The organism is Dactylosporangium sp. CA-233914 (genome assembly GCF_050942935.1).
In the GTDB taxonomy this organism is placed as follows: Bacteria; Actinomycetota; Actinomycetes; order Mycobacteriales; family Micromonosporaceae; genus Dactylosporangium.
Genome location: NZ_CP192030.1, coordinates 3,208,856 through 3,232,599, shown reverse-complemented (window position 1 = coordinate 3,232,599; position 23,744 = coordinate 3,208,856). Strand labels below are relative to the sequence as shown.

The window sequence follows — 23,744 nt, the reverse complement described above, 5'->3', positions numbered from 1 at the left end:
GCGCTCGCGTGCGGTTCGTTCAGCGGCGGGCGGGCGCGCGGCTACGCTCCTGTCATGGCGTCGGAGCATGCGAGCCCGCACCGTGCGGCACTCGACCGGCTGGACCGGCGGGCCGATCACCGGGACGCGGAACGGGCACTGCGGGCCGCGGGGTGGACCCCGTGCGGCGCCGGCGACTGGGCGATCGCGCTTCGCTCGCCGGACGGCACCGCGGCCGCGCGGATCAGCCCGTTCGACCCGACCGGGCCGTACTCCGCGGCACTGTACCGGGAGGCCGCGCACACCCGGCAGGTCCCGGCGCTGTTCGCGTACCGTCGCCTGACCGGCGGCGGCGACCTGCAGGTGCTGGAATGGCTCCGGCCCGTCCCCGAGAACGAGGCCCACGCGTTCCACCGGGCGATCGCCACACGGGCCCCGGAGGTCGCCGACCTCGTCGACGTCGTGCGCCGCGTCCACGAACGGGCCCGGCGAGAGCTGCCCTGGTGCGGACCGCTGGACGACAACCCGGCCAATGTCATGCGCGCCGGGGACGGACGACTCGTCGTCGCCGACCTGTTCTACGCCGACGGCCCGAGCCTCTACGCAGCCGCGGCCGCGGCCCCCGATCGTGTCGTCGCGCTGATCCCGCGAGCCGAACGACAATTCATCACCGAGATACCCCTGGCCGTCTCCGGGCCGTGGGAGCCCGGGGCCCGGGAGGCGATACGCGCCGCGCTCGCGGCGGCCGACGCCCGCGCGGCGAGCGCCTGACCCGCTCTGCCCAGCCCGGACGGCTCGGATCAGAGGTAGATCTCGGCCAGGCGCGGGTAGCGGGCGCGCACCTCACTGTCATCGTCGTAGTCGAAGTCGTCGCCGAGCAGCGGCCCGTTGAACGTGTCCGCGGGCAGCTCGGCGCGCGCCGCGTCGAGCGCGGCGTAGAAGGCCTCGTCCTCGTCGAACGCCGCCCGCCCGACGCTGAGCATGTGCTGGCACCCGAGGAAGTCGTCGTCGGGATCGATGCCGAGTTCGGCGAGCGTGTCCGGGTCCCGCACGGCCCGCTCCCAGGTGCTGCGGCCCTGCGCGACGAGCCAGCCGCGGAAGTAGTCGAAGGCGTCGTCCGAGCAGCCCCCTCTCATGAGGTAGGCAGCACCCCAGAGGGTCGAGTCGTACGACTCCACCTCGAGCGCGTCATACCGCAGGCCGAACGCGACGGCCGCCTCCCCGCCCAACTCGGTGAGGCGATCCCCGATGCGCCCGGCCACCTCCTCGGCGCCTTCGCCGGTCCGGGTGTCGTCCACGCCCTCGCGGGCCCGGCCGACGATCGCCCAGAACTCGTCCCGATCCATGATCGCCATGCCCGCGATCCTGCCACGCGGACAAATCCGGGGGCCCGATGCGTCGGGGGGATGGCGTCGGGACTGGGGACTTTCCAGGGTTCGAAGGCAATGGCCGGCGTGGTGCCCTGGTGTGCGGCCGGCGGCGCGACCCGCGCCCGGCCCGATCGAGGAGGCGACCATGACCACGCACACTCCCGTCATCTTCATCCACGGGCTCTGGCTGCACGCCACGTCGTGGAACTCGTGGATCGAGGCGTTCGAGCAGGCCGGCTACGCGGCCTCGGCGCCCGGCTGGCCGGGCGACCCGGGCACCGTCGCCGAGGCGCGTGCCAACCCGCAGAGCATCGCCGACCACGGCATCGACGACGTCGTCGCCCACTACGCGAAGATCATCCAGGGCCTGGACACGAAGCCGATCCTGGTGGGCCACTCCTTCGGCGGCATGATCGCCCAGAAGCTGCTCGGGCAGGACCTCGCCGCCGCCGCGGTGGCCATCGACGCCGCGCAGATCAAGGGTGTACTGCCGCTGCCGCTGTCGGCACTGCGGGCCACGCTGCCGGTGTTCAGGAATCCCGCCAACCGGCACCGGTCCGTCTCGCTGACGGCCGAGCAGTTCCGGTACGCGTTCGGCAACGCGATCTCGCCGGAGGAGTCCGACGAGCTGTTCGAGCGGTGGGCGATCCCGGCGCCCGGCAAACCGCTGTTCGAGGCGGCCGCGGCCAACTTCGACCCGCACTCGCCGGCCGCGGTGAACACCGCCAACGAGATGCGCGGGCCGCTGCTGCTCATGATGGGCGGCCGCGACCACACCGTCCCCGAGGCGGTCACCCGGGCCACGCTCAAGCAGTACCGCCACTCCAGCGCGATCACCGAGATCATGGACTTCCCGGACCGCGCGCACTCCCTGACCATCGACCACGGCTGGCGCGAGGTGGCCGACGCCGCGCTGGCCTGGCTGCACACGCACGCCGACTCGATCGCACGGCCGGCGTCGTGACCGGCCGCACCCGCGCGGCGCGGCGCTGGTCGGCGGCCGCGGCCGTCGTGCTCGCGGCGCTGCTGCTGACCCCGCTGGCACCCGCCGCGGCCGGTCCGCCGAACGGCCGGCTCGTCGCGGACCGGCGTGTCCCGGCCGGGTTCACCGAGCGGCAGACGAGGGTCGGGCAGATCCGGATCAACTACGTCCGCGGCGGGCACGGCCCGACCCTCGTGCTCCTGCACGGTTTCCCCGAGACGTGGTACACGTGGCACGAGGTCATGCCGGAGCTCGCCCGGCACTACACGGTCATCGCGCCGGACCTGCGCGGCTCCGGCCGCAGCGACGCACCGCCGGGCGGCTACGACAAGGCGACGCTGGCCGCCGACGTGCACGGGCTGCTCGTCCAGCTCGGCCTGAACCACGGCATCCGCCTGGTCGGCCACGACATCGGCACGATGGTCGCCTACGCCTACGCGGCCGCTCACCCGGACGAGGTCACCCGGCTCGTGCTCAGCGAGGCACCCATCCCCGACCTGAGCATCTACACCTTCCCGTCGCTGTCCGCGGACGGCCCGAAGGCGTGGCACTTCGGGTTCTTCAACCTCACCAACGGCCTGCCCGAGGAGCTCATCCGGGGCCACGAGGAAGCCTGGGTGCGGCTGTTCGTCGACTCGCTCGAGGTGCGCAAGGGCAGCGTCGGCAAGGCCGATGTCGAGGAGTACGCACGGTACCTGCGCGACCCCGCGCACCTGCGGGCGGTCCTGACGTACTTCCGCACGTTCCCCCAGGACATCGCCGACAATGAACGCTACAGCGCGACGAAGCTGGCGATGCCCGTACTCGCGATCGGCGCCGCCGGCAGCCTGAAGGACTTCGTGCCGACGCAGGTCGCCGGGTACGCCACGAACGTCACCGGCGTCGTCGTCCCCGACTCCGGCCACTGGATGTACGAGGAGCGGCCGGCGGAGCTCACCGCCCTGCTGCTGCGCTTCCTGCACTGATTTGTGGAGGTCACCATTGGAACTGCACCTGAGCGGCAAGGTCGCGATCGTGACCGGCGCGAGCCGTGGCATCGGTCTGGCCGTCGTCCGGGCCCTGGCCGGCGAAGGCGTGCGCGTGGTGGCCGGCGCCCGGACCGTCACCGGCGAGCTGGCCCGGCTCGCCGGTGACGGCGCCGTGCGGCCCGTCGTCGTCGACCTGTCCACCGTCGACGGGCCGGGCCGGCTCGTGGACGCCGCCGTGGAGGCGTTCGGCCGCGTCGACCTGCTCGTCAACAACGTCGGCGCCGTCCGTCCGCGCCCGGCCGGCTTCCTGGCCGTGCCGGACGAGGACTGGATCGCCACGCTGAACGTCAACTTCCTCGCCCATGTCCGCACCGTGCGCGCGGCCCTGCCGCATCTCTACGCCGCCGGTACCGCGGCCATCGTCACGATCGCGTCGGTCAACGCGGCCCTGCCCGACCCGCTCGTCATCGACTACAGCGCGGCCAAGGCGGCGCTGGTCAACTTCTCGAAGGCGCTGTCGAAGGAGGCCGGGCCCAAGGGGGTGCGGGTCAACACGATCAGCCCCGGCCCGGTCAGCACCGACCTGTGGCTCGGCGCCGACGGCGTCGCGGCGACCCTCGCCCGCGTCGGCGGCGGCGACCCGGACGCGATCGCCGAGCGGGCGGCGCACGAGTCCGTCACCGGCCGGTTCACCGAGCCGGAGGAGGTCGCCGGCCTCGTGCTGTATCTCGCCGGCGACCTGGCCGCCAACGTGACCGGCGCCAACCTCGCCGTCGACGGGGGCCTCGTCACCAGCCTGTGAGGCCGCCGACGATCGAGTGCAGCTGCGCCCGCGCCGTGATCCCCAGTTTGGGGAAGATGTTGTGCAGATGGGTGCTGACGGTGCGGTGGGAGAGGTACAGGGCCTGGCCGATTTCCCGGTTGGTCAGGCCCTGGGCCGCCAGCTGGGCGATCTGCAGCTCCTGCGGGGTGAGCTCGTCGCGGCCGGTGGCGGGCCGGACCCGGCTGGCCTCACCGGCGGCGCGCAGCTCCTGCCGGGCCCGCTCCGCCCACGGCGCGGTGCCGAGCGCGTCGAAGGTGTTGCGGGCCGCCCGCAGCGGCGCCCGCGACTCGACGGGGCGGCGCTGCCGGCGCAGCCACTGGCCGTACGCGAGCTGGGTCCGGGCCCGCGAGAACGGCCACCGGCTCGTCTCGGCGCTCAGGGCCTCGCGGAACAGCGCCTCCGCTCCGGCGTCGTCGGCCAGCACCGCCCGCGCGTAGCGCAGCCCGGCGTGCAGGGCCGGCGACGACGTCCGGCGGCCCTGCGCCTCCAGTTCGGACACCACCTCGGCGACGGCGTCCCGGTGCCCGCTGTGCGCGGCCGCCTCCACCAGGTCGGTCAGGGCGAAGCAGCGCATCCCGGCGTGGAACGACGGGTCGCCCGGGTCGTGCATCCGGCGCAGCTCGCCGTACGCATCGGCGTGGCGACCCTCGGCCAGCGCGCTGCGCCCCCGGGACAGCTGGACGGTGGCCAGTACGGGCCGGACGGCGGCGGCGACGCCGCGCTGCTCCGCCTCGGCCGCCAGCGCCGCCGCCCGCTCCGGGTGGCCGCCCAGCGCGGCCATCACCGCGGCGGCCGCCCGGGCGATGCCGAAGAACAGTGGCTGCGACGTCTCCAGCGACAGCCGGGCGGCCTCCTCGGCGGCGGGAATGCCCGCGCTGAGGTCGCCCTGGTGGGCCGCGCACCAGGCCAGCGCGGCCAGCGCCCGGGTCAGCGAGCCGAGCCGGCCCTGGGCCCGCAGGCCGGGGACCGACGCCGTGCAGCCCGCCTCGGCCTGGTCGAAAGCGCCGATGATGAGCGCCGCGCTGCCGAGCAGGCGCAGCGTCTGCGCGTCCGCGCCGGCGCCGGCGGAGACCTCGCGCAGCCCGTTGATGACGGCCGAGCCCCGTCCAACCGGTGCCGCGAAGGCGAGGATGGCCAGTCGCTCGGGGTCGTTCGCCGCGGTGGGCAGCGACTCGGCCACGGCGACGACCCGGTGCCCGGCCTCTTCGTCGGCCTCGGACCAGAAGCAGCGCAGCGCAGCGCTGTTGAGCAGCCGCATGGCCAGCCGGATGTCACCGGCGCCGGCGACCCGCTCGGCGACCTCGGCCACGGCGACCGGCCCGGTCTTCGGGTCGCGCAGGCCGTCGCCGAAGCTCGACTCGATCCACAGCCGCTGCGCCTGCTGCACGAACGACAGGCCGCAGGCCTCCGCCTCCCGCAGCAGCCCGCCGACGACGTCGTGGCGGCCGAGCTCGACGGCGAGCTCGGCGGCTCGCAGCAGCCGGTCGGCCGAGCGCCCCGGGTCGACGGTGAGCTGCCCGGAGCGCTGCAGGGCGGCGACCGCGGTGACCATGGCGCCGCGGCGCCGCGCGTGGAGGGCCGCCGCCTCGAGCTCGTCGGCGACGTCGTCGTCGGACCCGAGGCACGCGCCGGCCCGGTGCCACACCCGCCGGTCGGCCTGCCCGCGCACGACGCCCGCCAGTGCGGCGTGGGCGGCGAGGCGCTGCGCCATGGTGGCCCGCTGCTGGATCGCCGAGCGCATCAGCGGGTGCCGGAAGCGGATGGTGGTGCGGCCGACGTCGACGAGCTGGGCGGCGACGGCCGGGGTCAGGTCGTCGACCGTCGCCGCGGCGCCGGCGACGGCCGCGGCGTCGAGGGCCTCGGCCAGCGCGTCGCCGTCGTTGACCGCCGCGACCAGCAACAGCGCCTGGGCCGGCTCCGGCAGCCCGGACACCCGCGCCGCGAACGCCTCCTCCAGGCGCGCGGTCAGGGGCCGCCACTGCGGCTCCAGCGGGTCGGGGCCGAGCCGCCAGGCCGCGGTCGGCAGCTCGACCAGCGCCAGGGGATTGCCGGCCGCCTCGGCGAGCAACCGCCGCCGCACCCCGTCGGCCAGGCCCGGCGCACGGGCGTCGAGCAGGGCGGCCGCCGACGCGTCGTCCAGCCGGTCCACGCGCAACTGTTCGATGGCGGCGCCGAACCCGTCGGCGTATCCGTCCCGGATCGCCGCCAGCAGCACGATCGGGTCGGAGTCCAGGCGTCGGGCGACGAACGCCAGCACGTCGGCGCTGGGCGGGTCCAGCCAGTGCGCGTCCTCGACGAGCAGCAGCGCGCCGGTCTCGGCGGCCGCCTCGGCCAGCAGGTTCAGCACCGCCAGCGCGATGAGGAACAGGTCCGGCGCGGCGCCCGGCGCCATCCCGAACGCCGCCAGCACGGCCGCGCGTTGCGGTCCAGGCAGCTCCTCGGCCCGGCCGAGGACGGGCCGCACGAGCTGATGCAGGCCCGCGAACGGCAGTCGCGCCTCCGCCTCGGTCCCGGTGGCCGTCAGCACCAGCAGGCCGTGGCCGGCCGCGACCCGGCGGGCCTGGCGCAGCAGCGCCGACTTGCCGATGCCGGCCTCGCCGCGCACCACGAGCGCGCCCCCGCGGTGGCGGGCCGATTCCACCAGCGCGGCCAAGCGCCGCGACTCGTGCTCACGCCCGAAGAGCGTCGTGCCGGTGCTGTCGACCGTCATCGCCCATCCGCCTTCCGCGGCAACCGGCACCATCCTGCCCAACCCGGCGGGCCGGCGCCAGGGCCCAGAACCGTCACGTGACGTATGGAGGCCGCCCGCCGCGCCGCCCTACGCTACGCAACGTGATCGCGCGGTCATTGGCACCGGCCGGTCCCCGGCCGCTGCCGCTGCACGGCCGGCACGACGAGCGCCTGGCCATCGATGAGTTCACGGCGACCGTCCGCACGGGCCTGAGCGCCACGCTCGTGCTCGTCGGCGAGGCCGGGATCGGCAAGACCCGGCTGCTGGAGCACGCGGCCGGCTCCGCCGCGGACCTGCGGGTCGCCCGGGTGGCCGGGGTGGAGCCGGAGCACCGGCTGGCCTACGCCGCCCTGCACCGGCTGCTCCGGCCGTTCCTGGACCGGCTCGATCGGCTGCCCGGCCCGCAGCGCGACGCCCTGGCCGGGGCGTTCGGCCTGCTCGCCGGCGCGGCGGCGGACCGCTTCCTGGTCGGCGTGGCCACCCTGACCCTGCTCGCCGACGTCGCCCGGATCCTGCCGCTGGTCTGCCTCGTCGACGACGCCCATTGGCTGGACCGGGAGACCGTGGCCGTGCTGGCCTTCGTCGCCCGGCGGCTGCACGCCGACAGCGTCGGCCTGCTGATCGCCGCGCGCGACGAGCCGGGCCTGGTGCCGGCGCTGGACGGCCTGCCGACGCTGCCCATCGCCGGCCTGCCCGACCAGGCCGCGCGCGACCTGCTGGCGCTGGCCGCCCCCGGCCGGATCGCACCGCTGGTCGCCACGCGGATGGTCGCCGAGACGCGGGGCAACCCGCTCGCGCTGATCGACCTGACGGCGCAGCTGTCGGCGGACCAGCTGGCCGGCGGGGGCTCGCTGCCCGACCGGCTTCCGCTGAGCCACCGCATGGAGGCGCACTTCCTGCGGCGCGTCCGTACGATGCCGGCCGCGACGCGGTCGCTGCTGCTCATCGCCTCGGTGGCACCTCCGGACGACGTCGCGGTCATCTGGCGTACCGCGGCGCTGCTCGGCCTACCGGCCGACGCGTCCGACCCGGCGGTCGCCGAGGGCATCCTCATGGCCGCGTCCGCGTTCGCCTTCCGGCACCCGCTGATCCGCTCGGCGGTCTACTGGGGTGCCCCGGCGGCCGACCGGCGCCGGGTGCACGCGGCGCTGGCCGAGGCGATCGACCGCGACGCCGACCCGGACCGCCGGGCCTGGCACCTGGCCGAGGCCACCGCCGGGCTCGACGAGGACGTCGCCGCCGAGCTGGAGCGCGCCTCGCCGCGGGCCCGCGCCCGCGGCGGGTACGCGACGCTGGCGATGTTCCTGTCCCGCGCGGCGGAGCTGACCCCGGATCCGCGGCACCGGGCCGGACGCCTGCTCGGCGCCGCCCGGGCGCACCTCGCCGCCGGCGACCCGGTCGCGGCCGGCCGGCGCCTCGAGCAGGCGACGTCGGGGCTCCACACGCCCACGATGCGGGCGGCCGCACAGCAGACGAGGGCCACCCTTGCCTGGTTCGGCGACGGGATGGCGACGGTGGTGCCGGCGATGATGCTCGAGGCCGCCACCGATCCCGACCTGCCCGCTGAGCTGAGCCACGGCCTGCTGTTCGAGGCCCTCACGGCCGCGATGCTGTCCCGGCAGCACACCGCCGGCACCACGATCGCCGACGTGGCGCGCGCGGCGCGGCGGGCACCCGGCCGCGGCCGGGCCCCGGCCTCCACGACGCAGCTGCTGCTGGACGCCTTCGCGACCCGGGTCCTCGACGGGTTCGCGGCGGCGGTACCGCACCTGCGCGCGGCCGCGGCGGCGCTGTGCACCGACCGGGAGCCGGCCCACGGGAGCATCCCGTACGCCATGATCGGCGGCTGGGTGGCGGAGGAGCTGCTCGACGACGAGGGACACGAGGCCATCCTGCGGCACGCCGCGTCATTGGCCCGCGAGCGAGGGGCACTCCACGCGCTCGATGCCGCGCTGCACGGCCTGGGGGCGTGGGCGACGTGGGTCGGCGACTTCGCGCAGGCCGATGCCGTCTACGCCGAGGCGGCCGGCATCGGCACCATGATCGGGACCGGCGACAACGGCGCGGCGGCACGGCAGATCGAGCTGCTGGCCTGGCGCGGCCGCGAGGCGCCGGCGCGGGCGGCCGCCGACTGCGCGTTCAACGACTGGGAAGCGCGACGCGGCTTCGCCGTCGTGGGCAGTCACGCCCGCTGTTCGCTGGCCATCCTGGAGCTCGGCCACGGCCGGTATCAGCAGGCGCTGGCCTGGACGCTGCCCGGCTTCCACGACGACGTGGTCGGCCAGGGCAACCGCATGCTTCCCAACCTCATCGAGGCGGCCGTGCGCGCCGGGGACCGGCGCAGCGCACAGGCCGCGCTCGCCCGGCTGGCCGAGCGGGCGAGCGCCAGTGGCACCGCGTGGGCGCTGGGGGTGCTGGCGCGCAGCCGCGCGCTGCTGGCCGGCGACGACGGGGCGGACGCCCTGTACCGGGAGGCGACCGAGCACCTCGCCGGCAGCCGGATGAGCACCGAACTCGCCCGCACCCACCTGCTGCACGGTGAATGGCTGCGCCGCCGGAAACGCCGGACGGAGGCGCGCGAACACCTGCGCCTCGCGCACAGCGCCTTCACCGACATGGGCGCGGCCGCGTTCGCCGAGCGCGCCCGGGTCGAGCTGCTGGCCACGGGTCAGCACGCTCGCCCCCGTGCCGTCCCGGCCGGTCACCACCTCACGTCCCAGGAGGCCCGGGTCGCCGCGCTCGCCGCGTCGGGGGCCACGAACACGGAGATCGCCACCCAGCTGTTCGTCACCGCCTCGACGGTCGAGTACCACCTCAACAAGATCTTCCGGAAGCTCGACATCACCTCCCGGCGGCAGCTCGCACGCGCGCTCCCGGCGCGGCCTGAGTGATCGCCTCGCCGGCCGCTCAGCAGGGCCGGTTGCCGGCGTTGGTGCTGCCCCAGATGCGGTAGTCGCCGGGCTTGGTCAGCGAGTACGTGACGTCCCAGCGGGTGCACGTCTCCTGCTCGCGCCCCTTCGGCCCCTTGCCGGCGCCCTGCTGGCTGCGGAACGTGACGCGGGCCTGCAGGATGCCCTTGCCGGTCGGGTCGGGGCCGAGCGCCAGCAGCAGGATGTCGTCGTCGGTGCTGGTGCTGATGCCGTCGCTGAACCGCTTCACGGCGGCGGCGTCGCCCTGGTTGATGGAGCCGTTGGGGTCCATGACGGCGAGCGCGGCGCCCGCGTTGCGGGCGTTGACGGCGGTGAAGTACTGATCGAAGACGGCGGCCACGGCCGGAGCCTGGGCCGGGTCGAGGCTCGGGTCCAGGCGGACGCTGCCGACCGATGCCGGCAGCGTCGGCGGGCCTTGCGTCGTCGGCGTCGGCTGGGCCGTCGTCGCGGTCGGGGCCGGGGCGGCCTTGGTCGTCTCGGGGGTGCCCGTCGTGGCAGTGACTGTGACCGGGGCCGGGCCGGGGCCTGCCGCGTCGCCGCCGGAGAGGATGCGGTCGCGCAGGACGAAGCCGACGGTGCCCAGCGCCAGCAGGATGACGGCCGCGACGATGGCGGGGAAGATCCAGACAGGGCGGCGGTGGCCGGATTCGATGATCGGCTGCGGGCCCTGCGGGTTCCAGGGTTGTGGCGACGCCGGCCATGACTGCGTCCCCGGCTGACCGGGCAGAAGCGGCTGCGCGGCGCCGGGTGGGCCGGGTTGAACCGGTTGGCTCGGGTGGCCCGAGCCGCTCTGGGGCGCGCCCGGGGGTGCCGGCACCGGGGGCCATTGGGCCGGGAGCGGCTGGAGGTCGGCACCCGGGCCGCCCGGCCACGGGACCGGCGGAATCACACTCGGCGGATTTATCGGATTTGCCGGATGTGTCGCGCCGGACGCCGGGGCAGCGGCCTCCGGCCCGGATACCGACCAGGCAACGCCGCCCTCAGGGGCCGGGGCGGGATTCTGCCCCCAGCTCGCGCCGGCACCAGGCGCGGCCGCGGCCGGGGACCAGGAGCCGAACTCGTCGGCGGGGGCGGAGGCGGGCCACGATACCGGCGGGTCGGCCGGCATGGCTCCCGGCGGGCGTCCGTCGCCCACGGGCATGCTGCCGCCGGCCTGGCCCTCCGCGGGCGCGGTGCCGGGCGGGGGCCACGCACCGAGGCCCTGGGCAGCCGGATCCGGCGACGGGCGCCGAGCACCGCAGGACGAGCACGCCACGCCGTCATCGGCGTTGCTCGCGCCGCAAACCCCACACTGCCACATGGACCTAGACCGAACCGTAGATCGACAGCGGATGCCATCGGCGCATCGCCCGACATCGTCCGCCGTTCGTGCCGGGCCACCTCGATCGACAGTAGCGCCCCCGCGCACACCCCCGCCGGCGGCGTCAGGCGGTCACGAGGTACGAGGCCGTGGCGCTCTTCTTGCTCGTCCTGCCCTGCAGCGTCACCACGACCTGGCCCGCCTTGGTGCCCGGCGCGGCCACCACCAGGTTCGTCTCGGCGCCGCCGTTGTCGTCGGCGGTCAACGTGGTCAGCTGCTTGGTGCCCGCCCGGACGTCGATGCGTTCCCCAGGGGCGAATCCGCGCGCGCTCAGCTTCACCGTCCCGCCCGCCCGGCCGCTCGGCGGCTGCAGCTGAACCGTTGCGGGTTGGGGGCTCGGGGACTGTGGCGTGGCCGGGGCGGACGCGCTCGGGCTCGGGCTCGGGCCGGCGCCGAACAGGGACTCGACCTTGGCCTTGCCGTCGTTGAACAGGCCACGACCCCACGGCGTGAGGGTCATGATGAGGACCCACGGCAGCAGGGGCAGGGCCGCGAAGCGCAGGCGGCGCAGCACTCCCCCGCCACCGCGCCGGCGGCGGGGACGCGGCGGCGGCTCGTCGGCGGCGGGCGCCCGGCGGGGCTCGTCGTCATCGTCGTCGGGCATGAGGGAGTCGTCGCCGTACACGGCCACGTTGCCTTGAATCGTCACGCCCGGGCCGATGATGACCGACGGGCGGCGGGGGCGCTGCGGTGGTACCGGCGCAGAGGCCTCGGGCGGAGCACTGACCGGCGCGCCCGGGTAGGCGCTCACCGGAGCCACGGGATGGCCGTGGCCGGGCGCGCCCGGGTAGCCGCTGGCGGGTGCGGCCGGGAAACCGCTCGTCGGGGCGGCGGCCGGGACCGGAACGGACGCGGTGCCCCCATACACAGCGCCGGTCGAGGTGCGATCGGACGGCATCGCCGACACGGGCGAAGCCGGGATCGCGGTGGATGTGGTGGGTGTGGGCTGCGGGGTGTCGTTGGCCAGGAGGAGGGCGCCGAAGGCCACCGGGAGCTCGGGCTGCTCCGGGACCACCGGGGCCAGGCCGAAGCGGGCGTGCAGGCGGCTGGCCACCAGGGGCAGGCGGCTCGAGCCGCCGACGAGGACGATCGCGTCCAGGACCGCCGGGGTCACACCCGAGCGTTGCAGCACCCGGCGGGTCTCGTCGACCGCGCGGTCGACGAGCGGGCCGGCGACGCGGTCCAGCTCCTCGCGGGTCAGGTGCGTCGCTCGGTCGCTGCCGGGGACGTGGACCGGGGCGGAGGCGGCGCGGGAGAGCATCTCCTTGGCCTGGCGTACCTCGGACCAGAACGTGCGGCGGTCGCGCAGCTCGGCCAGGGTCTGCGGGGCGGCCAGGCGGCGCCAGAGCTGCGGGTCGGCGGCGGCGACCAGGTGCCCCAGGTGGCCCACGAGCGCGTCGTCGACGTCCGTCCCGCCGAGGTCGGCCAGGCCGCCGGTGGCCAGCACGCGCAGCCCGGCGCCGGTGGCCTCGACAACCGTCACGTCCAGGGTGCCGCCGCCGAAGTCGAAGACCACCGCGCAGCGGCCCGCGGCCAGGCGGCCACCCAGGGCGCGGACGCAGTACGTCGCCGCGGAGACGGGCTCGTCCAGCAGTGTCACGCGGCCCAGGCCCGCCCGGGCGGCCGCCTCCAGCAAAACCCGGCGGCGGGTGTTGCCCCAGTCGACGGGGCAGGTCAGGACGGTGGCGTCGATGACCGGCACGCCGGTCTGCAGCGCCTCACCGGCGGCGCGGCGCAGGACCGCGGCCAGCAGTTCGGCGACGGGCACCTCACGGTCGCCGAGGAGGATGACGCCCTCGTCGACGCGGCCCTTCGGGTTGGGCTCGAAGCGGGCCGCGTCCGTCATCATGAGCCGCTCGGCGTCCCGGCCGACCAGCAGCGCGCCCGAGGCGTCGGCGAACACGGCCGAGGGCAGGACCGGGCTACCGTCGAACAGCAGCGGACGGGGCGTGCCGTCGCCGCGGTCGACGACCGCGACGGTGTTGGACGTCCCGAGGTCCACCGCGAACCGGAAAGGCATCGCGGAATCCTACAAGTGGCAGGCCGCTACACGTGCCAGCGGAGCGGCACGACCAGCTCCGCGGACAGGCCCGCGCCGATCTGGGCCGCCTCGCCCGGCTCGGCGTCGGGCAGCGCGACGAGCGGCACCTCGTCACGCTCGGGGCGGCGCACGACGGCGAACAGGCGGATGTACTCACCGACCTGGCGGGCCTCGATCGCCTCGATCGGCGCGGACATCAGCCGGGCCCGGGCCAGGACCGCGGGCAGGTCGGCCGCGGCGAAGGGCGGCAGGGAACCGTCGGATTCGAGCAGCTCGCGGCGCCACTGCACGGTCTGCCGGCACGCGGCCAGGTCCGGCTTCTCCTCCAGGTCGCAGTCGTCGCGCTTCAGCCGGATGCTGTCGCGGACCAGCTGGATCGGGCGCACCCCGTTGCCGGCCGCGAGCTCCTCGTCGACCCGGGCCCGCACGTCGTCCGGCAACAGCCCCCACAGATGATCCACTCGGACCACGGTACACGGTTGCGGATCGCCTACTTGGCGCTCGGCGTGCCATGGCAGGCGCACCGCATCACGTTGCGGGGTGACGTTCCCGCAGGCCCAAACGATTGAGCACGGCGTCCAGGCCGAGGCCGGCGGCGGAGGGCAGGACCAGATCGGCCGCGGTGAAGCGGGACGGGTCGGCGTACGGGTTGGGGATCGCCACGCACCGCAGACCCGCCGCCTTCGCCGCGGCCGTGCCGTGCGGGGTGTCCTCGAACGCGACTGCCCGCTGCGGCGGCAGGCCCAGGCGCGCCAGCGCCAGGCGGTAGACGGCCGGGTCGGGCTTGTACGCGGCCACCTCGTCGCCGAAGGCGCGCACCTCGAAGCGCTGGAGGTCGCCGGTGCGGCTCAGGTGCTCCTCGACCCAGGCGCGGGGCGAGCTGCTGGCCACCGCCATCCGCAGGCCCAGCGCCTCGGCCCGGTCGAGCCACTCGCGGATGCCGGGCGCCAGGCCGAGGCAGGCGAGCAGGGCGTCGCGGTACGCGATGCGGCGCGCGTGGCTCTCGGCGCGGTCGTAGCCGGGGCCGACGGCGGCGGCGAGCTCGGCGTAGCGGGCCGCGGTGATGTCGCCGCCGTGGTCGGCGAAGAAGCCGGACTCGTCCAGCCGCAGGCCGTGGTGGCGCCACTCGGCCCGCCAGCCCTCCAGCAGGGTGCTCTCGGTGTCCATGAGCAGGCCGTCGAAGTCGAACACCAGCGCGTCCACCATCGCGACGGTACGCGCCGCGACCACGCTGCGACAGGATGGACGTCACGTCCGGTGACGGGCCGGTCCGCCGATTCCCGAGAGTAGCTCGCATCCAGTACGGTTCCTGCGTGAACGACGGGGAGCAGCAGGTGGGGGCGCCGGTCGAGGAATCGGCCGCCTTCATTCCGCGGCAGCGGGGTCCGCAGATGTATGTGCCCGCGCAGCCGCTTCCCCCGCCGCTGCCGCCGGCCTACTGGCCCACCCCGTCCACCGGTCCGGTGCCGACGCCGATTCCGGCCCGGCGACGCCGCTGGCCGCTGGTCTCCGGCGTGGTCGTCGCCACACTGCTCGTGCTCGCGTTGCTGGTCTGGATCGCCTCGCTGGGGCCGGGTGGGCAGACCGTCACGCTGCCCGGCCACGGGTTGGCGGGGCGCTCGGGTGCGCCCGCCGGGGCCGCGGCGACCGCCAAGGGCGAGCCGACGGTCTCGGACAAGATCCTCGACGCGCTCGGGAAGCAGTCCAAGGCGCTGCTGGCGGGGGACAAGGACGGATACCTCAAGGGGCTCGGTGCCGGGCTGCAGGACGGGTTCGCCAGGCGATACGGCTCGCTGCACGCGATGGGCGTGCAGTCGTGGAAGCCGACGCTGGTCGACAAGCCGTCGCAGAACGCCGACGGCACCTGGTCGGTGCTGGTGCGCTTCGACTACTGCTTCGGGCAGGGCTGCACCCAGCTGTTCCCGCAGGTCGTGCAGACGTCGTGGACGATCGCCGGCGACACGGCGACCGTGGCGAAATACGAGCAGACCTCCGAGCCGTGGGATGCCTCCGCGCTGCAGGCCCTCGCCGGGCGGCGGGTCATCGTCGCGGGCTCGGCGGCCAACGCCGGCAAGCTGCAGCGGGTGCTGACCAAGGCCGACGCGGCCGCCGACGTCGCCGACCGCTATGCGCACTGGGACCCGGCGCCGAAGTGGTACATCGTGTACGTCGCCGGCGAGGGCGAGTGGAAGTCGTGGTGGGACAACGGCGACATCGGCGCCTCTTACGACGGCTACTCCACCGGCCCGCGCGGCATCGTCATGCAGTCCGCCGACGCGACCCAGAGCTGGCTGCAGACCCTGCTCACGCACGAGTTCGGCCACGTGGTGACCGTGGGCGAGGACTACGGCGGCGCCGAGGACTGGTGGCTCATCGAGGGCATCGCCGACTACATCGCCGACCGGGACGGCTCCACCACGCGCGGGCGCCTGCCCGACGTGCGGAAGTTCGTGAAGAACGGCTGGGACGGCAAGATCACCATGGGGCCGCCGCCGGAGAAGGCGTCCAGCGCGGAGATCGACGCGCGATACGGCATCGCCCTGCTCGCCGTCACGTGCCTGGCGAAGAAGTTCGGCGAGCCGAAGATGCTGGACTTCTTCGGCGCGGTGGTGCGCGAGAAGAAGCCGCTGGAGTCCTCGTCGAGCACGATCCTCGGCGCCGAGTGGTCCGGCGTCGCCAGCGGGTGCGCGACTCAGGTGCGCAACTCGTAGCCCTCGGCGAAGGTGTATGCCTCCTCGAGGTGCGGGTAGCCCGACAGGATGAACTCGGAGATACCGATCGCGCGATACTCCTCGATGCGTGCCCGCACTTCGGCGTGGCTGCCGACCAGGGCCGTGCCCGCGCCGCCGCGGACGAGGCCGATGCCGGCCCACAGGTTCGGGGCGACGACGAGGCGGTCGCGGTCGCCGTGGTGCAGGTCGAGCATCCGGCGCTGCCCCTCGGACTCGAGCGCCCGCAGGCTCGCCTGACGCTGGCGTACGACGTCATCGGAGAGCCCGGCGATCAGCCTCTCGGCGTCGTCCCACGCCCGGTCGGCGGTGTCGCGGGTAATCACGTGCAGGCGGATGCCGAAGCGCAGCTCCCGCCCGTGGCCGTCGGCCTCGGCGCGCACCTTGGCGATCTTCTCCGCGACCTGCTCGACCGGCTCGCCCCAGGTCAGGAACACGTCGGCGTGGCGGGCGGCCAGGCGCATCGCGGCGGGCGAGGAGCCGCCGAGGTACACCCGCGGGATCACCGACGGGGGCTCCCGCAGGAGTCCTCCGGTGATCTGGAAGTGCGGGCCGGTGTGGTCGAAGCGCTCGCCGCGCCAGGCCGCGCGGACCACGTCGAGGAACTCCCCGGCGCGCTCGTATCGGGCGTCGTGGCCGAGCGGGTCGCCGTAGCCGCGCTGCTCCTCGGCGCTGGAGCCGATGACGACGTTGAGCAGCAGCCGCCCGCCGGACAGACGCTGGAACGTCGAGGCCATCTGCGCGGCGAGCACCGGGGTGATCAGGCCGGGCCGGAACGCGACGAGGAAGCGCAGGCGGCGGGTGTGGGCGATGAGGGCGGCGGTGGTGAGCCAGGCGTCCTCGCAGTGCACGCCGGTCGGGGTGAGCACGCCGGCGTAGCCGAGGCGGTCGGCGGCGCGGGCGATCTCGGCGAGGTACTCGAGCGTCGGCGGGCGCCCGGCGGGCGGCGCGGACGCGGGCTCGTGGGCGCCGATGATCCCGCCGTGGCTGGCCGCGCTCACCGCCCGGTCGTCGCCGCCGGTGGGCAGGAACCAGTGGAAGACCGGGTCGCTCATAGGATCTAATCCTATGGGCAAACTATGTAATAGGCCAGGGCTCAGCGTTCGCCGGCGCCGCCGAGGACCGGTTTGACGTCCAGGACGGGAGTGCCGTGGATCGCCTCGATGCCGCCGACCCGCACGCGCAGCCCGTCGACCGCGAGGATCTCGACCCCGTGCAGGCCGATCGGGTTGGGCCGGTCGGGGGCGCGGGTGCTGAACACGCCGGTCTCGGGGCGAGCGAGGTCGCCGCGCGGGTGCACGGCGAGCACGCCCCGGTCGGCGCGGTGCAGCCAGGTCAGCAGCAGCACGCGGTCGCCGGGCCGCAGGTCCGCCAGCGCCGGCGCGACCCGCTCCTCGAACACGATCCACGCCTCCGGGGCGCCCTCGTCGCCCTGGCGCGGCGCGCCGGCCCGGTCCGTCAGCGGCGACTCGACCCGGCCGACGGGCCGGACCACGAACCCGTCATGCTCCACGAGCCCGGACCCTACACCAGGTGCCCTTTTCCGGAACTTGGCCCAACGAAGTTGCGCGGGAATTGGAACTTCCGAGGGCCAACACGCCCGGCTTGAATGGAGGGCGTGACGATCGTGGACATGTGGTTCGACCCGAAGTGCCCCTGGGCGTGGAACGCCTCGCGCTGGCTGCTGGAGGTGGAGCGGGTCCGCCCGGTGCGGGCCCGCTTCCACGTGATGAGCCTGTGGCTGCTCAACAAGAACCGGGAAAGCCTCGAGGATTGGTACCGCACGTGGCTCGCCGACACCCTGGGCCCCGTCCGCGTGCTGATCGCCGCCGAGCATCGCTACGGCACCGACTCCCTGCCCGACCTCTACACCGAGATGGGCAACCGCATCCACCACGACAGGATGCCGATCGGCCCGGACCTGTACCACGCCACACTGTCCACACTGGACCTCGACCCGTCCCTCGCCGCGGCCGCCGACACTGATCAGCACGACGAGGCCCTGCTGAAAAGCCACCACGCGGGCCTGGACCCGGTCGGCGACGACCTCGGCACCCCGGCCGTCCACATCGGGCAGACGGCGTTCTTCGGCCCGGTGGTGACCCCGGTCCCGCGAGGCGAGGCGGCGGGGAAGCTCTTCGACGGCATGCTGCTGATGGCGCAGACCCCGGGCTTCTACGAACTGAAACGCGGCAACCGCGTCTCCCCGACCGTCGACTAGGACCTTAAAAGCTTAAGCTCATCCACCGCGAAAGTTTCAGGCCTGACGCCATGTAAGCACGGCAGCGCGCACGCACGCCTTGACTTAAATGTTTAATCTCGTCACGTTCCTAGGCGCACCGTCCATCGACGATCACCTCAGGAACGAGGAACCGTATGAGTCATCGCAGAGCCGCGCTGGCGATCGGCGCCGTCGGCGTGCTCGCGGCCGCCGGGGTCGCGGCCGTGACGCTCCCGGCCGCGGCCGCCACCTCCGGCTGTTCGGTCACGTACAGCAATCTCAGCGCGTGGCAGTCCTCGCCGACCTCCGGCGGCTTCAACACGAGCCTGGCGATCACCAACCTCGGCGACCCGATCAGCCACTGGACCCTCACCTTCACCATGCCCAGCGGCCAGACCCGCTCCGGCGGCTGGAACGCCGGCTTCGCCGGCACCACCAGCGTCACCGCCACCGACAGCGGCTGGAACGGCTCGATCGGCACCGGCGCCACCAACACCACCGTCGGCCTGCAGGGCGAGTGGACCCGCTCGGCCTCCGGCAGCACCCCGCCGAGCCCGTTCCCGCAGCCCACGAACTTCGTGCTCAACGGCGTGGCCTGCACCGGCACCCCGACCAGCCCGAGCCCGTCGAGCAGTTCTCCCGGCCCGAACAAGCCCCCGACGGTCAGCCTGACCAGCCCCACCGCGAACCAGGCCTACACCGCCCCGGCGACAGTGAACTTCGCCGCGACCGCCGCGGACACCGACGGCAGCGTCGCCCGCGTCGACTTCCTGTCCGGCTCGACCGTCGTCGGCTCGGACACCACCGCGCCGTACACCTTCGCCTGGAGCGGCGTCGCGGCCGGCACCTACTCGCTCAGCGCCCGCGCCGTCGACAACGCCGGGGCGACGGCGACCACGACGCCGGTCTCGATCAAGGTCAACGGCAGCGGCACCGGGAGCGCGGCGCCGGCCCTGCACGTGTCCGGCAACAAGCTGCTCACGGCCGCCGGCACGCCGTACCGCCTGCTCGGGGTGAACCGCTCCAGCGGCGAGTTCGCCTGCATCCAGGGCAACGGGATGTGGGACGGCCCGGCCGACCAGGCCTCCATCGACGCGATGAAGACCTGGAACGTGCACGTGGTGCGCATCCCGCTCAACGAGGAGTGCTGGCTCGGCACCGCCGACGTGCCGTCGACCGGCACCAGCGGCGCGGCCTACCAGCAGGCGGTCAAGGACTACGTGAACCTGCTGGTCGCAAGCGGCATCACGCCGATCGTGGAGATGCACTGGAACTACGGCCAGTACTCCGGGGCCGGCGCCGGCTGCTCGGACGTCAAGGCGACCTGCCAGAAGCCGATGCCGGACGCGCAGTACGCGCCGACGTTCTGGACCCAGGTCGCCACCGCGTTCAAGGGCAACAACGCGGTCATGTTCGACCTGTTCAACGAGCCTTACCCGGACGCCGCGAACAACTGGACGGACGCGGCGGCGGCGTGGACGTGCCTGCGCGACGGCGGGACCTGCACGGGCATCGGGTACCAGGTCGCCGGCATGCAGAGCCTGGTCAACGCGGTGCGGGCGACCGGTGCCACGAACGTCATCATGACCGCCGGGCTGACCTGGACCAACGACCTGACCCAGTGGCTGACCTACAAGCCGTCGGACCCGACCGGCAACCTCATGGCGTCGTGGCACACGTACAACTTCAACGCCTGCGTCACCACGGCGTGCTGGGACACCCAGATCGGCACGGTCGCCGCCCAGGTGCCGGTGGTGGCCAGCGAGATCGGCCAGAACACCTGCGCCCACGACTACATCGACCAGGTGATGACCTGGGCCGACGCGCACAACGTGGGCTACCTGGCCTGGACGTGGAACCCGTGGGGCGTGTGCGGAAGCGTCGGCAACGTCCTCATCACCGACTGGAACGGCACCCCGACCAGCACGTTCGGCGAGGGCTTCAAGGCCCACCTGCTCACCCAGAACCCGTAATCACCCCCAGCGGAGCCGGGCTGAAGTTCAGCCCGGCTCCACTGAAACCTTCAGCTGGAGAGACCATGCGGGAGCTTTCGGCGGCGGTGCTCGTCGTGTTCCGCTCTCCGCAACGGTTCCTGTACAGCGGGCTCACTGCCGGCGCGACGAAATGAACGCACCGGGGCCGAGCGGCTACCGTGCACGCATGCCGGCGAAACGCCCCACCATCCAGCAGATCGCGGCCCGCGCCGGGGTGTCGATCGGCGCGGTGTCGTATGCGCTGAACGGCCGCCCAGGCGTCTCCCCGGAGACCCGGCGGCGGATCATCGACATCGCCAACGAGATCGGCTGGCGGCCGAGCGTCGCGGCCCGGTCGCTGTCCGGGTCCCGCGCGCACAGCGTCGGCCTGGCCCTGGCCCGGCCTGCAGACACCCTCGGCGTCGAGCCGTTCTTCATGCGCTTCATCGCCGGCCTGGAGCGCGAGCTGTCGACGCGGCGGGTCGGCCTGCTGCTGCAGATCGTCGAGGACCACCGGGCGGCGATCGCGGCGATGCGGCTGGCCTGGGCCGAGCGGCGGGTCGACGGGATGGTGCTGACCGACCTGTGGGAGCACGACATCCGGCTCGGGGTGATCGAGGAGCTGCAGATCCCGACGGTCGTGGCGGGCCGGCCCCGCCCCGATACGGGCCTGCCCGCGGTGTGGACGGACGACACGGCGGCGGTCAACTCGGTGGTGGATTACCTCTACGCGCTCGGGCACCGGCGCATCGCCCGGGTCGCCGGGCTGGCGGCGCTGGACCACACCCAGGTCCGCATCGCGGCGTTCCGGGAGGCGATGCGCGAGCACGGCCTCGTCGAGGACAGCGTCGTGGAGACCGACTACAGCTGGGAGGAGGGCGCCCGCGCGACCCGGGCGCTGCTGTCGCGCCGGGCCCGGCCGACCGCCGTCGTGTACGACAACGACCTCATGGCCGTCGCCGCGCTCAACGTGGCGGCCGAGATGGGCGTCGCGGTGCCGGAGCAGCTGTCCATTGTGGCCGGTGACGACTCACAGCTGTGTGTGCTGACCCGGCCGGCGCTGACCGCGTTGTCGTGGGACATCCAGGCCTACGGCGCGCACACCGCCGGGGTGCTGCTCGACCTCATCGACGGCGGGGCGCCCGAGTCGTTCCAGGAGCGCCCGGCCGGCCTGGTGGTGCGGGGCAGCACCGCGGCCGCCCCGCACTGAGCAGTTCACGCTGGACACCAGCATCGGCAGTCCGAACGGCGTCCCGGGACTCAGTTGATGTACCGGAACGCCTCCACCGTGTTCGTTCCGCGCAGGCCCGTCGCGGTGTTGTAACCGCCGGCCGCGTAGACGGTGCCCTCCGCGGCCGCGACCGCCATTCCGGCCCGCGGCGTCGACAGCTTGGGCAGCCTGCCGGTCTTCTCGCCCTGCTCGCACCACCAGTCGTAGACCTCGCCGCCGTTGTGCCCGCCGAGCACGCACAGCCCGATGCCGGAGATCACCAGCGCCGAGGGGCCCTCGCGCGGGTGGTCGAGCTTGAGGTTCGTCTTCGTGTCCATCTGGCGATGCGACATCACGTCGATGGTGTCGTACGTCTTACTCTGGTTCAGGTACGCCCCGCCGATGAACCAGACCGTCCCGGTCCGGTCGCTCGTCGCCGCGAGCTTCTCGCGCGGCACGGACAGCGTGCCGATCTGCGACCAGGTTCCGTTGCTCAGCGCCCAGACGTTGTCCGTGGGTGCGTTGGTGGCGGGGTCGGTGCCGCCGGCGTAGATGATGCCGCTGCCGTCGAAGGCCGCGGCGCCGGAGTTGCGCTTCACCGGCAGCTTCGGCCCCTCGACCCAAGCGTTGGCGCCCGCCTTGAGCGTGTAGACCTCGTCCGAGGCGCCCTTGTCGGTGAGCCCGCCGATGACCCAGATGGTCCTGTTGTTGTCGAGCACGACCCCCATGTGGCTTTTCGCCTTGGGCAGACTCGGCCCGCGGATATACGAGCCGGAGATCAGGTCGAGAATCCACACCGCGTCGGTCGCGCCGCGGGGGTCCTCGGCGGTGTAGCCGCCGATGATGTACAGCTGCCGGTCGAGCACGGCCGCCCCGGCGCCCTCGATGCCGACGCCACCCGGGATCTGGTTGAGCCGCTCCCACTTGCCGATCGGCGACTGGGCCTCGTTCTTGTACGCCTTCAGCGCGAAGAATCCGCCGGCGGCCAGCAGTACCACTGCCGCGATGCTCGCGATGAGCGCCGCGCGCCTCCTCCCGCCCGCTGGCGGCCCCTCCATCGTCGGCGGCTTCGGCGGGGCGACGACCGACATGCCCGCCACGGCCGGGGAGACCGGGGCCGCGGAGACCGGCGCGCCCGAGACCGGGGGCGCCGACATGGGCAGCCCGGAGACCGGGACCGGCATCGAGTCGGTGCGGTAGACCCCCGCGCCGCCGACCGGCGGGGCGCTGACCGAGGCGACGCCGGTGGCGACGGCGAAGCGGCCGTCGGCGGTGAGCTCCGCGGGGTGTACGACGGCGCCCTCGGCGACCGGGATCTCCGGCTGCTCCAGGACCGTCGGCACGACCTGCAGTTCGCGGTGCAGCATCCGGGCCACCAGCGGCACCCGGGACGAGCCGCCGACGAGCAGGATGCCGGCGAGCTTGTTCGGGGCCAGGCCGCAGTCGCGCACGACCCGGGCGGTCTCGGTCACGGTCCGCGTGATCATCGGCCCGATCGTGTGCTCGAGCTCCTCGCGGGTCACGTGTAGCGCGGCCTCGACGCCGGGCACGGTGACCGGGGCGACCGTGGTGCGCGAGAGCATCTCCTTGGCGCCGCGGATGTCCTCCCAGAACAGCCGCCGGTCGCGGCGATCCTGCGAGGTGCGCGGGTCCCGCAGGCGCCCCCACACCTCGGGCTGCGAGGTCTGCAGCACGCCGCCGAGCAGCTCGACGAGGGCCGCGTCGAGGTCGAGGCCGCCGACGTCCTCGAGGCCGCCGGAGCCGATGACGGTGAAGCCCTGCGGGTCGTTGCGGACCACGGCGATGTCGATGGTGCCGCCGCCGAAGTCGTAGACGACGACCGCCTCGCCGGGCGGCAGCGGGTGGTTGAGGGCGCTGATGAAGTACCGTGCCGCCGCCACCGGCTCCGGGATCATGCTGACGTCGGTCCAGCCGGCGGCGATCGCGGCGTCGTAGAGCATCTTGCGGCGGGTCTGGCCCCACGAGGCCGGGTACGTGAGCACGACCGGCGGCGCGTAGCGGGTCACCTCGGCGACGCCGACCGCGACCGCGCGCAGCACCGCGGCGAGCATGTGCACGGTGGTGATCTCGGCCGAGCCGAGCAGCACGGACTGCTCGTCGATGCGCCGCTTGGGGTTGGGCTCGTAGCGGCCCGGGTCGAGCTGCGCCAGCCGCTGCGCGTCGCGGCCGACCGCGAGCTGCCCGTTGTCGGTGAGGAACACCGCCGAGGGCATGAGCGGGGCGCCGTCGAACAGCACCGGGCGCCGCCGCCCGTCGGGCGAGCGGATCACCGCGACCGTGTTCGACGTGCCGAGGTCGATGCCGACGACGTAGCCGCCGGGCGTCGGGCTCACCACGACGACCTGCTCATGGATGCTCCTCAGTAGGTATCAGCCGCGCGGCGGCAATGCTAGTTCGGGGCCGTGG

The 23,744-nt window shown here is 74.1% G+C and carries 18 protein-coding genes; 9 read left to right on the top strand and 9 right to left on the bottom strand.

Annotated features, from left to right (window positions below; all coding sequences use genetic code 11):
• Positions 1–54: 54 nt before the first annotated feature.
• The gene (locus tag ACQPY0_RS14970; protein ID WP_432989076.1) at positions 55–750 is read left to right on the top strand and encodes a hypothetical protein; all 696 of its coding nucleotides are present in this window, start codon (positions 55–57) and stop codon (positions 748–750) included.
• 29 nt (positions 751–779) lie between these two features.
• On the opposite strand, the gene ACQPY0_RS14965 is transcribed toward ACQPY0_RS14970, so the two are convergent.
• On the bottom strand, positions 780–1,334 hold the full coding sequence (locus ACQPY0_RS14965; protein WP_432989074.1) for a DUF4240 domain-containing protein: 555 nt from the start codon (positions 1,332–1,334) through the stop codon (positions 780–782).
• A gap of 160 nt (positions 1,335–1,494) precedes the next feature.
• On the opposite strand from ACQPY0_RS14965, the gene ACQPY0_RS14960 reads away from it, so the two are divergent.
• The 3 genes from ACQPY0_RS14960 to ACQPY0_RS14950 are packed head-to-tail and all read left to right on the top strand — an operon-like array spanning position 1,495 to position 4,101.
• The gene (locus tag ACQPY0_RS14960) at positions 1,495–2,313 is read left to right on the top strand and encodes an alpha/beta hydrolase (protein ID WP_432989071.1); all 819 of its coding nucleotides are present in this window, start codon (positions 1,495–1,497) and stop codon (positions 2,311–2,313) included.
• A complete protein-coding gene (locus ACQPY0_RS14955; protein ID WP_432989068.1) occupies positions 2,310–3,296 on the top strand; it encodes an alpha/beta fold hydrolase in 987 nt (328 codons plus the stop codon). Before ACQPY0_RS14960 ends, ACQPY0_RS14955 begins: the two co-directional genes overlap by 4 nt.
• A 16-nt stretch (positions 3,297–3,312) precedes the next feature.
• Positions 3,313–4,101 (top strand): SDR family NAD(P)-dependent oxidoreductase, encoded by a 789-nt coding sequence (locus tag ACQPY0_RS14950; protein ID WP_432989066.1) that lies wholly within the window; start codon positions 3,313–3,315, stop codon positions 4,099–4,101.
• Here the strand turns inward: ACQPY0_RS14950 and ACQPY0_RS14945 are convergent.
• Complete coding sequence (locus ACQPY0_RS14945; RefSeq protein ID WP_432989064.1) at positions 4,088–6,832, bottom strand: ATP-binding protein; 2,745 nt, start codon at positions 6,830–6,832, stop codon at positions 4,088–4,090. The genes ACQPY0_RS14950 and ACQPY0_RS14945 overlap by 14 nt on opposite strands.
• Before the next feature lie 122 nt (positions 6,833–6,954).
• On the opposite strand from ACQPY0_RS14945, the gene ACQPY0_RS14940 reads away from it, so the two are divergent.
• A complete protein-coding gene (locus tag ACQPY0_RS14940) occupies positions 6,955–9,744 on the top strand; it encodes a helix-turn-helix transcriptional regulator (protein ID WP_432989061.1) in 2,790 nt (929 codons plus the stop codon).
• A gap of 16 nt (positions 9,745–9,760) precedes the next feature.
• On the opposite strand, the gene ACQPY0_RS14935 is transcribed toward ACQPY0_RS14940, so the two are convergent.
• From ACQPY0_RS14935 to ACQPY0_RS14920, 4 genes are all read right to left on the bottom strand, one after another.
• The gene (locus ACQPY0_RS14935; RefSeq protein WP_432989059.1) at positions 9,761–10,600 is read right to left on the bottom strand and encodes a hypothetical protein; all 840 of its coding nucleotides are present in this window, start codon (positions 10,598–10,600) and stop codon (positions 9,761–9,763) included.
• Positions 10,601–11,207: 607 nt separating this feature from the next.
• Positions 11,208–13,163 (bottom strand): Hsp70 family protein, encoded by a 1,956-nt coding sequence (locus ACQPY0_RS14930; protein ID WP_432989057.1) that lies wholly within the window; start codon positions 13,161–13,163, stop codon positions 11,208–11,210.
• A 26-nt stretch (positions 13,164–13,189) separates the two neighbouring features.
• Complete coding sequence (locus ACQPY0_RS14925; RefSeq protein WP_432989054.1) at positions 13,190–13,645, bottom strand: hypothetical protein; 456 nt, start codon at positions 13,643–13,645, stop codon at positions 13,190–13,192.
• 67 nt (positions 13,646–13,712) lie between these two features.
• Complete coding sequence (locus tag ACQPY0_RS14920; protein WP_432989051.1) at positions 13,713–14,414, bottom strand: HAD family hydrolase; 702 nt, start codon at positions 14,412–14,414, stop codon at positions 13,713–13,715.
• Between the two features lie 83 nt (positions 14,415–14,497).
• Between ACQPY0_RS14920 and ACQPY0_RS14915 the strand changes: the two genes are divergently transcribed.
• A complete protein-coding gene (locus tag ACQPY0_RS14915) occupies positions 14,498–15,895 on the top strand; it encodes a hypothetical protein (RefSeq protein ID WP_432989049.1) in 1,398 nt (465 codons plus the stop codon).
• Here the strand turns inward: ACQPY0_RS14915 and ACQPY0_RS14910 are convergent.
• Both ACQPY0_RS14910 and tsaA read right to left on the bottom strand, forming a co-directional pair.
• Positions 15,877–16,968, bottom strand: a complete 1,092-nt coding sequence (locus tag ACQPY0_RS14910) for an LLM class flavin-dependent oxidoreductase (RefSeq protein WP_432989047.1) — start codon at positions 16,966–16,968, stop codon at positions 15,877–15,879. The genes ACQPY0_RS14915 and ACQPY0_RS14910 overlap by 19 nt on opposite strands.
• A gap of 41 nt (positions 16,969–17,009) precedes the next feature.
• Positions 17,010–17,426, bottom strand: coding sequence for a tRNA (N6-threonylcarbamoyladenosine(37)-N6)-methyltransferase TrmO (gene tsaA, locus ACQPY0_RS14905; protein ID WP_432989045.1), 417 nt, complete (start codon positions 17,424–17,426; stop codon positions 17,010–17,012).
• Positions 17,427–17,546: 120 nt separating this feature from the next.
• Here tsaA and ACQPY0_RS14900 point away from each other — a divergent pair, with 120 nt between their 5' ends.
• The 3 genes from ACQPY0_RS14900 to ACQPY0_RS14890 all read left to right on the top strand — a co-directional run bounded on the left by ACQPY0_RS14900 (position 17,547) and on the right by ACQPY0_RS14890 (position 21,317).
• On the top strand, positions 17,547–18,134 hold the full coding sequence (locus ACQPY0_RS14900) for a mycothiol-dependent nitroreductase Rv2466c family protein (protein WP_432995239.1): 588 nt from the start codon (positions 17,547–17,549) through the stop codon (positions 18,132–18,134).
• A gap of 155 nt (positions 18,135–18,289) precedes the next feature.
• Complete coding sequence (locus tag ACQPY0_RS14895; protein ID WP_432989043.1) at positions 18,290–20,107, top strand: cellulase family glycosylhydrolase; 1,818 nt, start codon at positions 18,290–18,292, stop codon at positions 20,105–20,107.
• A gap of 187 nt (positions 20,108–20,294) precedes the next feature.
• Positions 20,295–21,317, top strand: coding sequence for a LacI family DNA-binding transcriptional regulator (locus ACQPY0_RS14890; RefSeq protein ID WP_432989041.1), 1,023 nt, complete (start codon positions 20,295–20,297; stop codon positions 21,315–21,317).
• A gap of 50 nt (positions 21,318–21,367) precedes the next feature.
• Here the strand turns inward: ACQPY0_RS14890 and ACQPY0_RS14885 are convergent, their stop codons facing one another.
• Positions 21,368–23,674 (bottom strand): Hsp70 family protein, encoded by a 2,307-nt coding sequence (locus tag ACQPY0_RS14885; protein ID WP_432989039.1) that lies wholly within the window; start codon positions 23,672–23,674, stop codon positions 21,368–21,370.
• Positions 23,675–23,744: the final 70 nt, after the last annotated feature.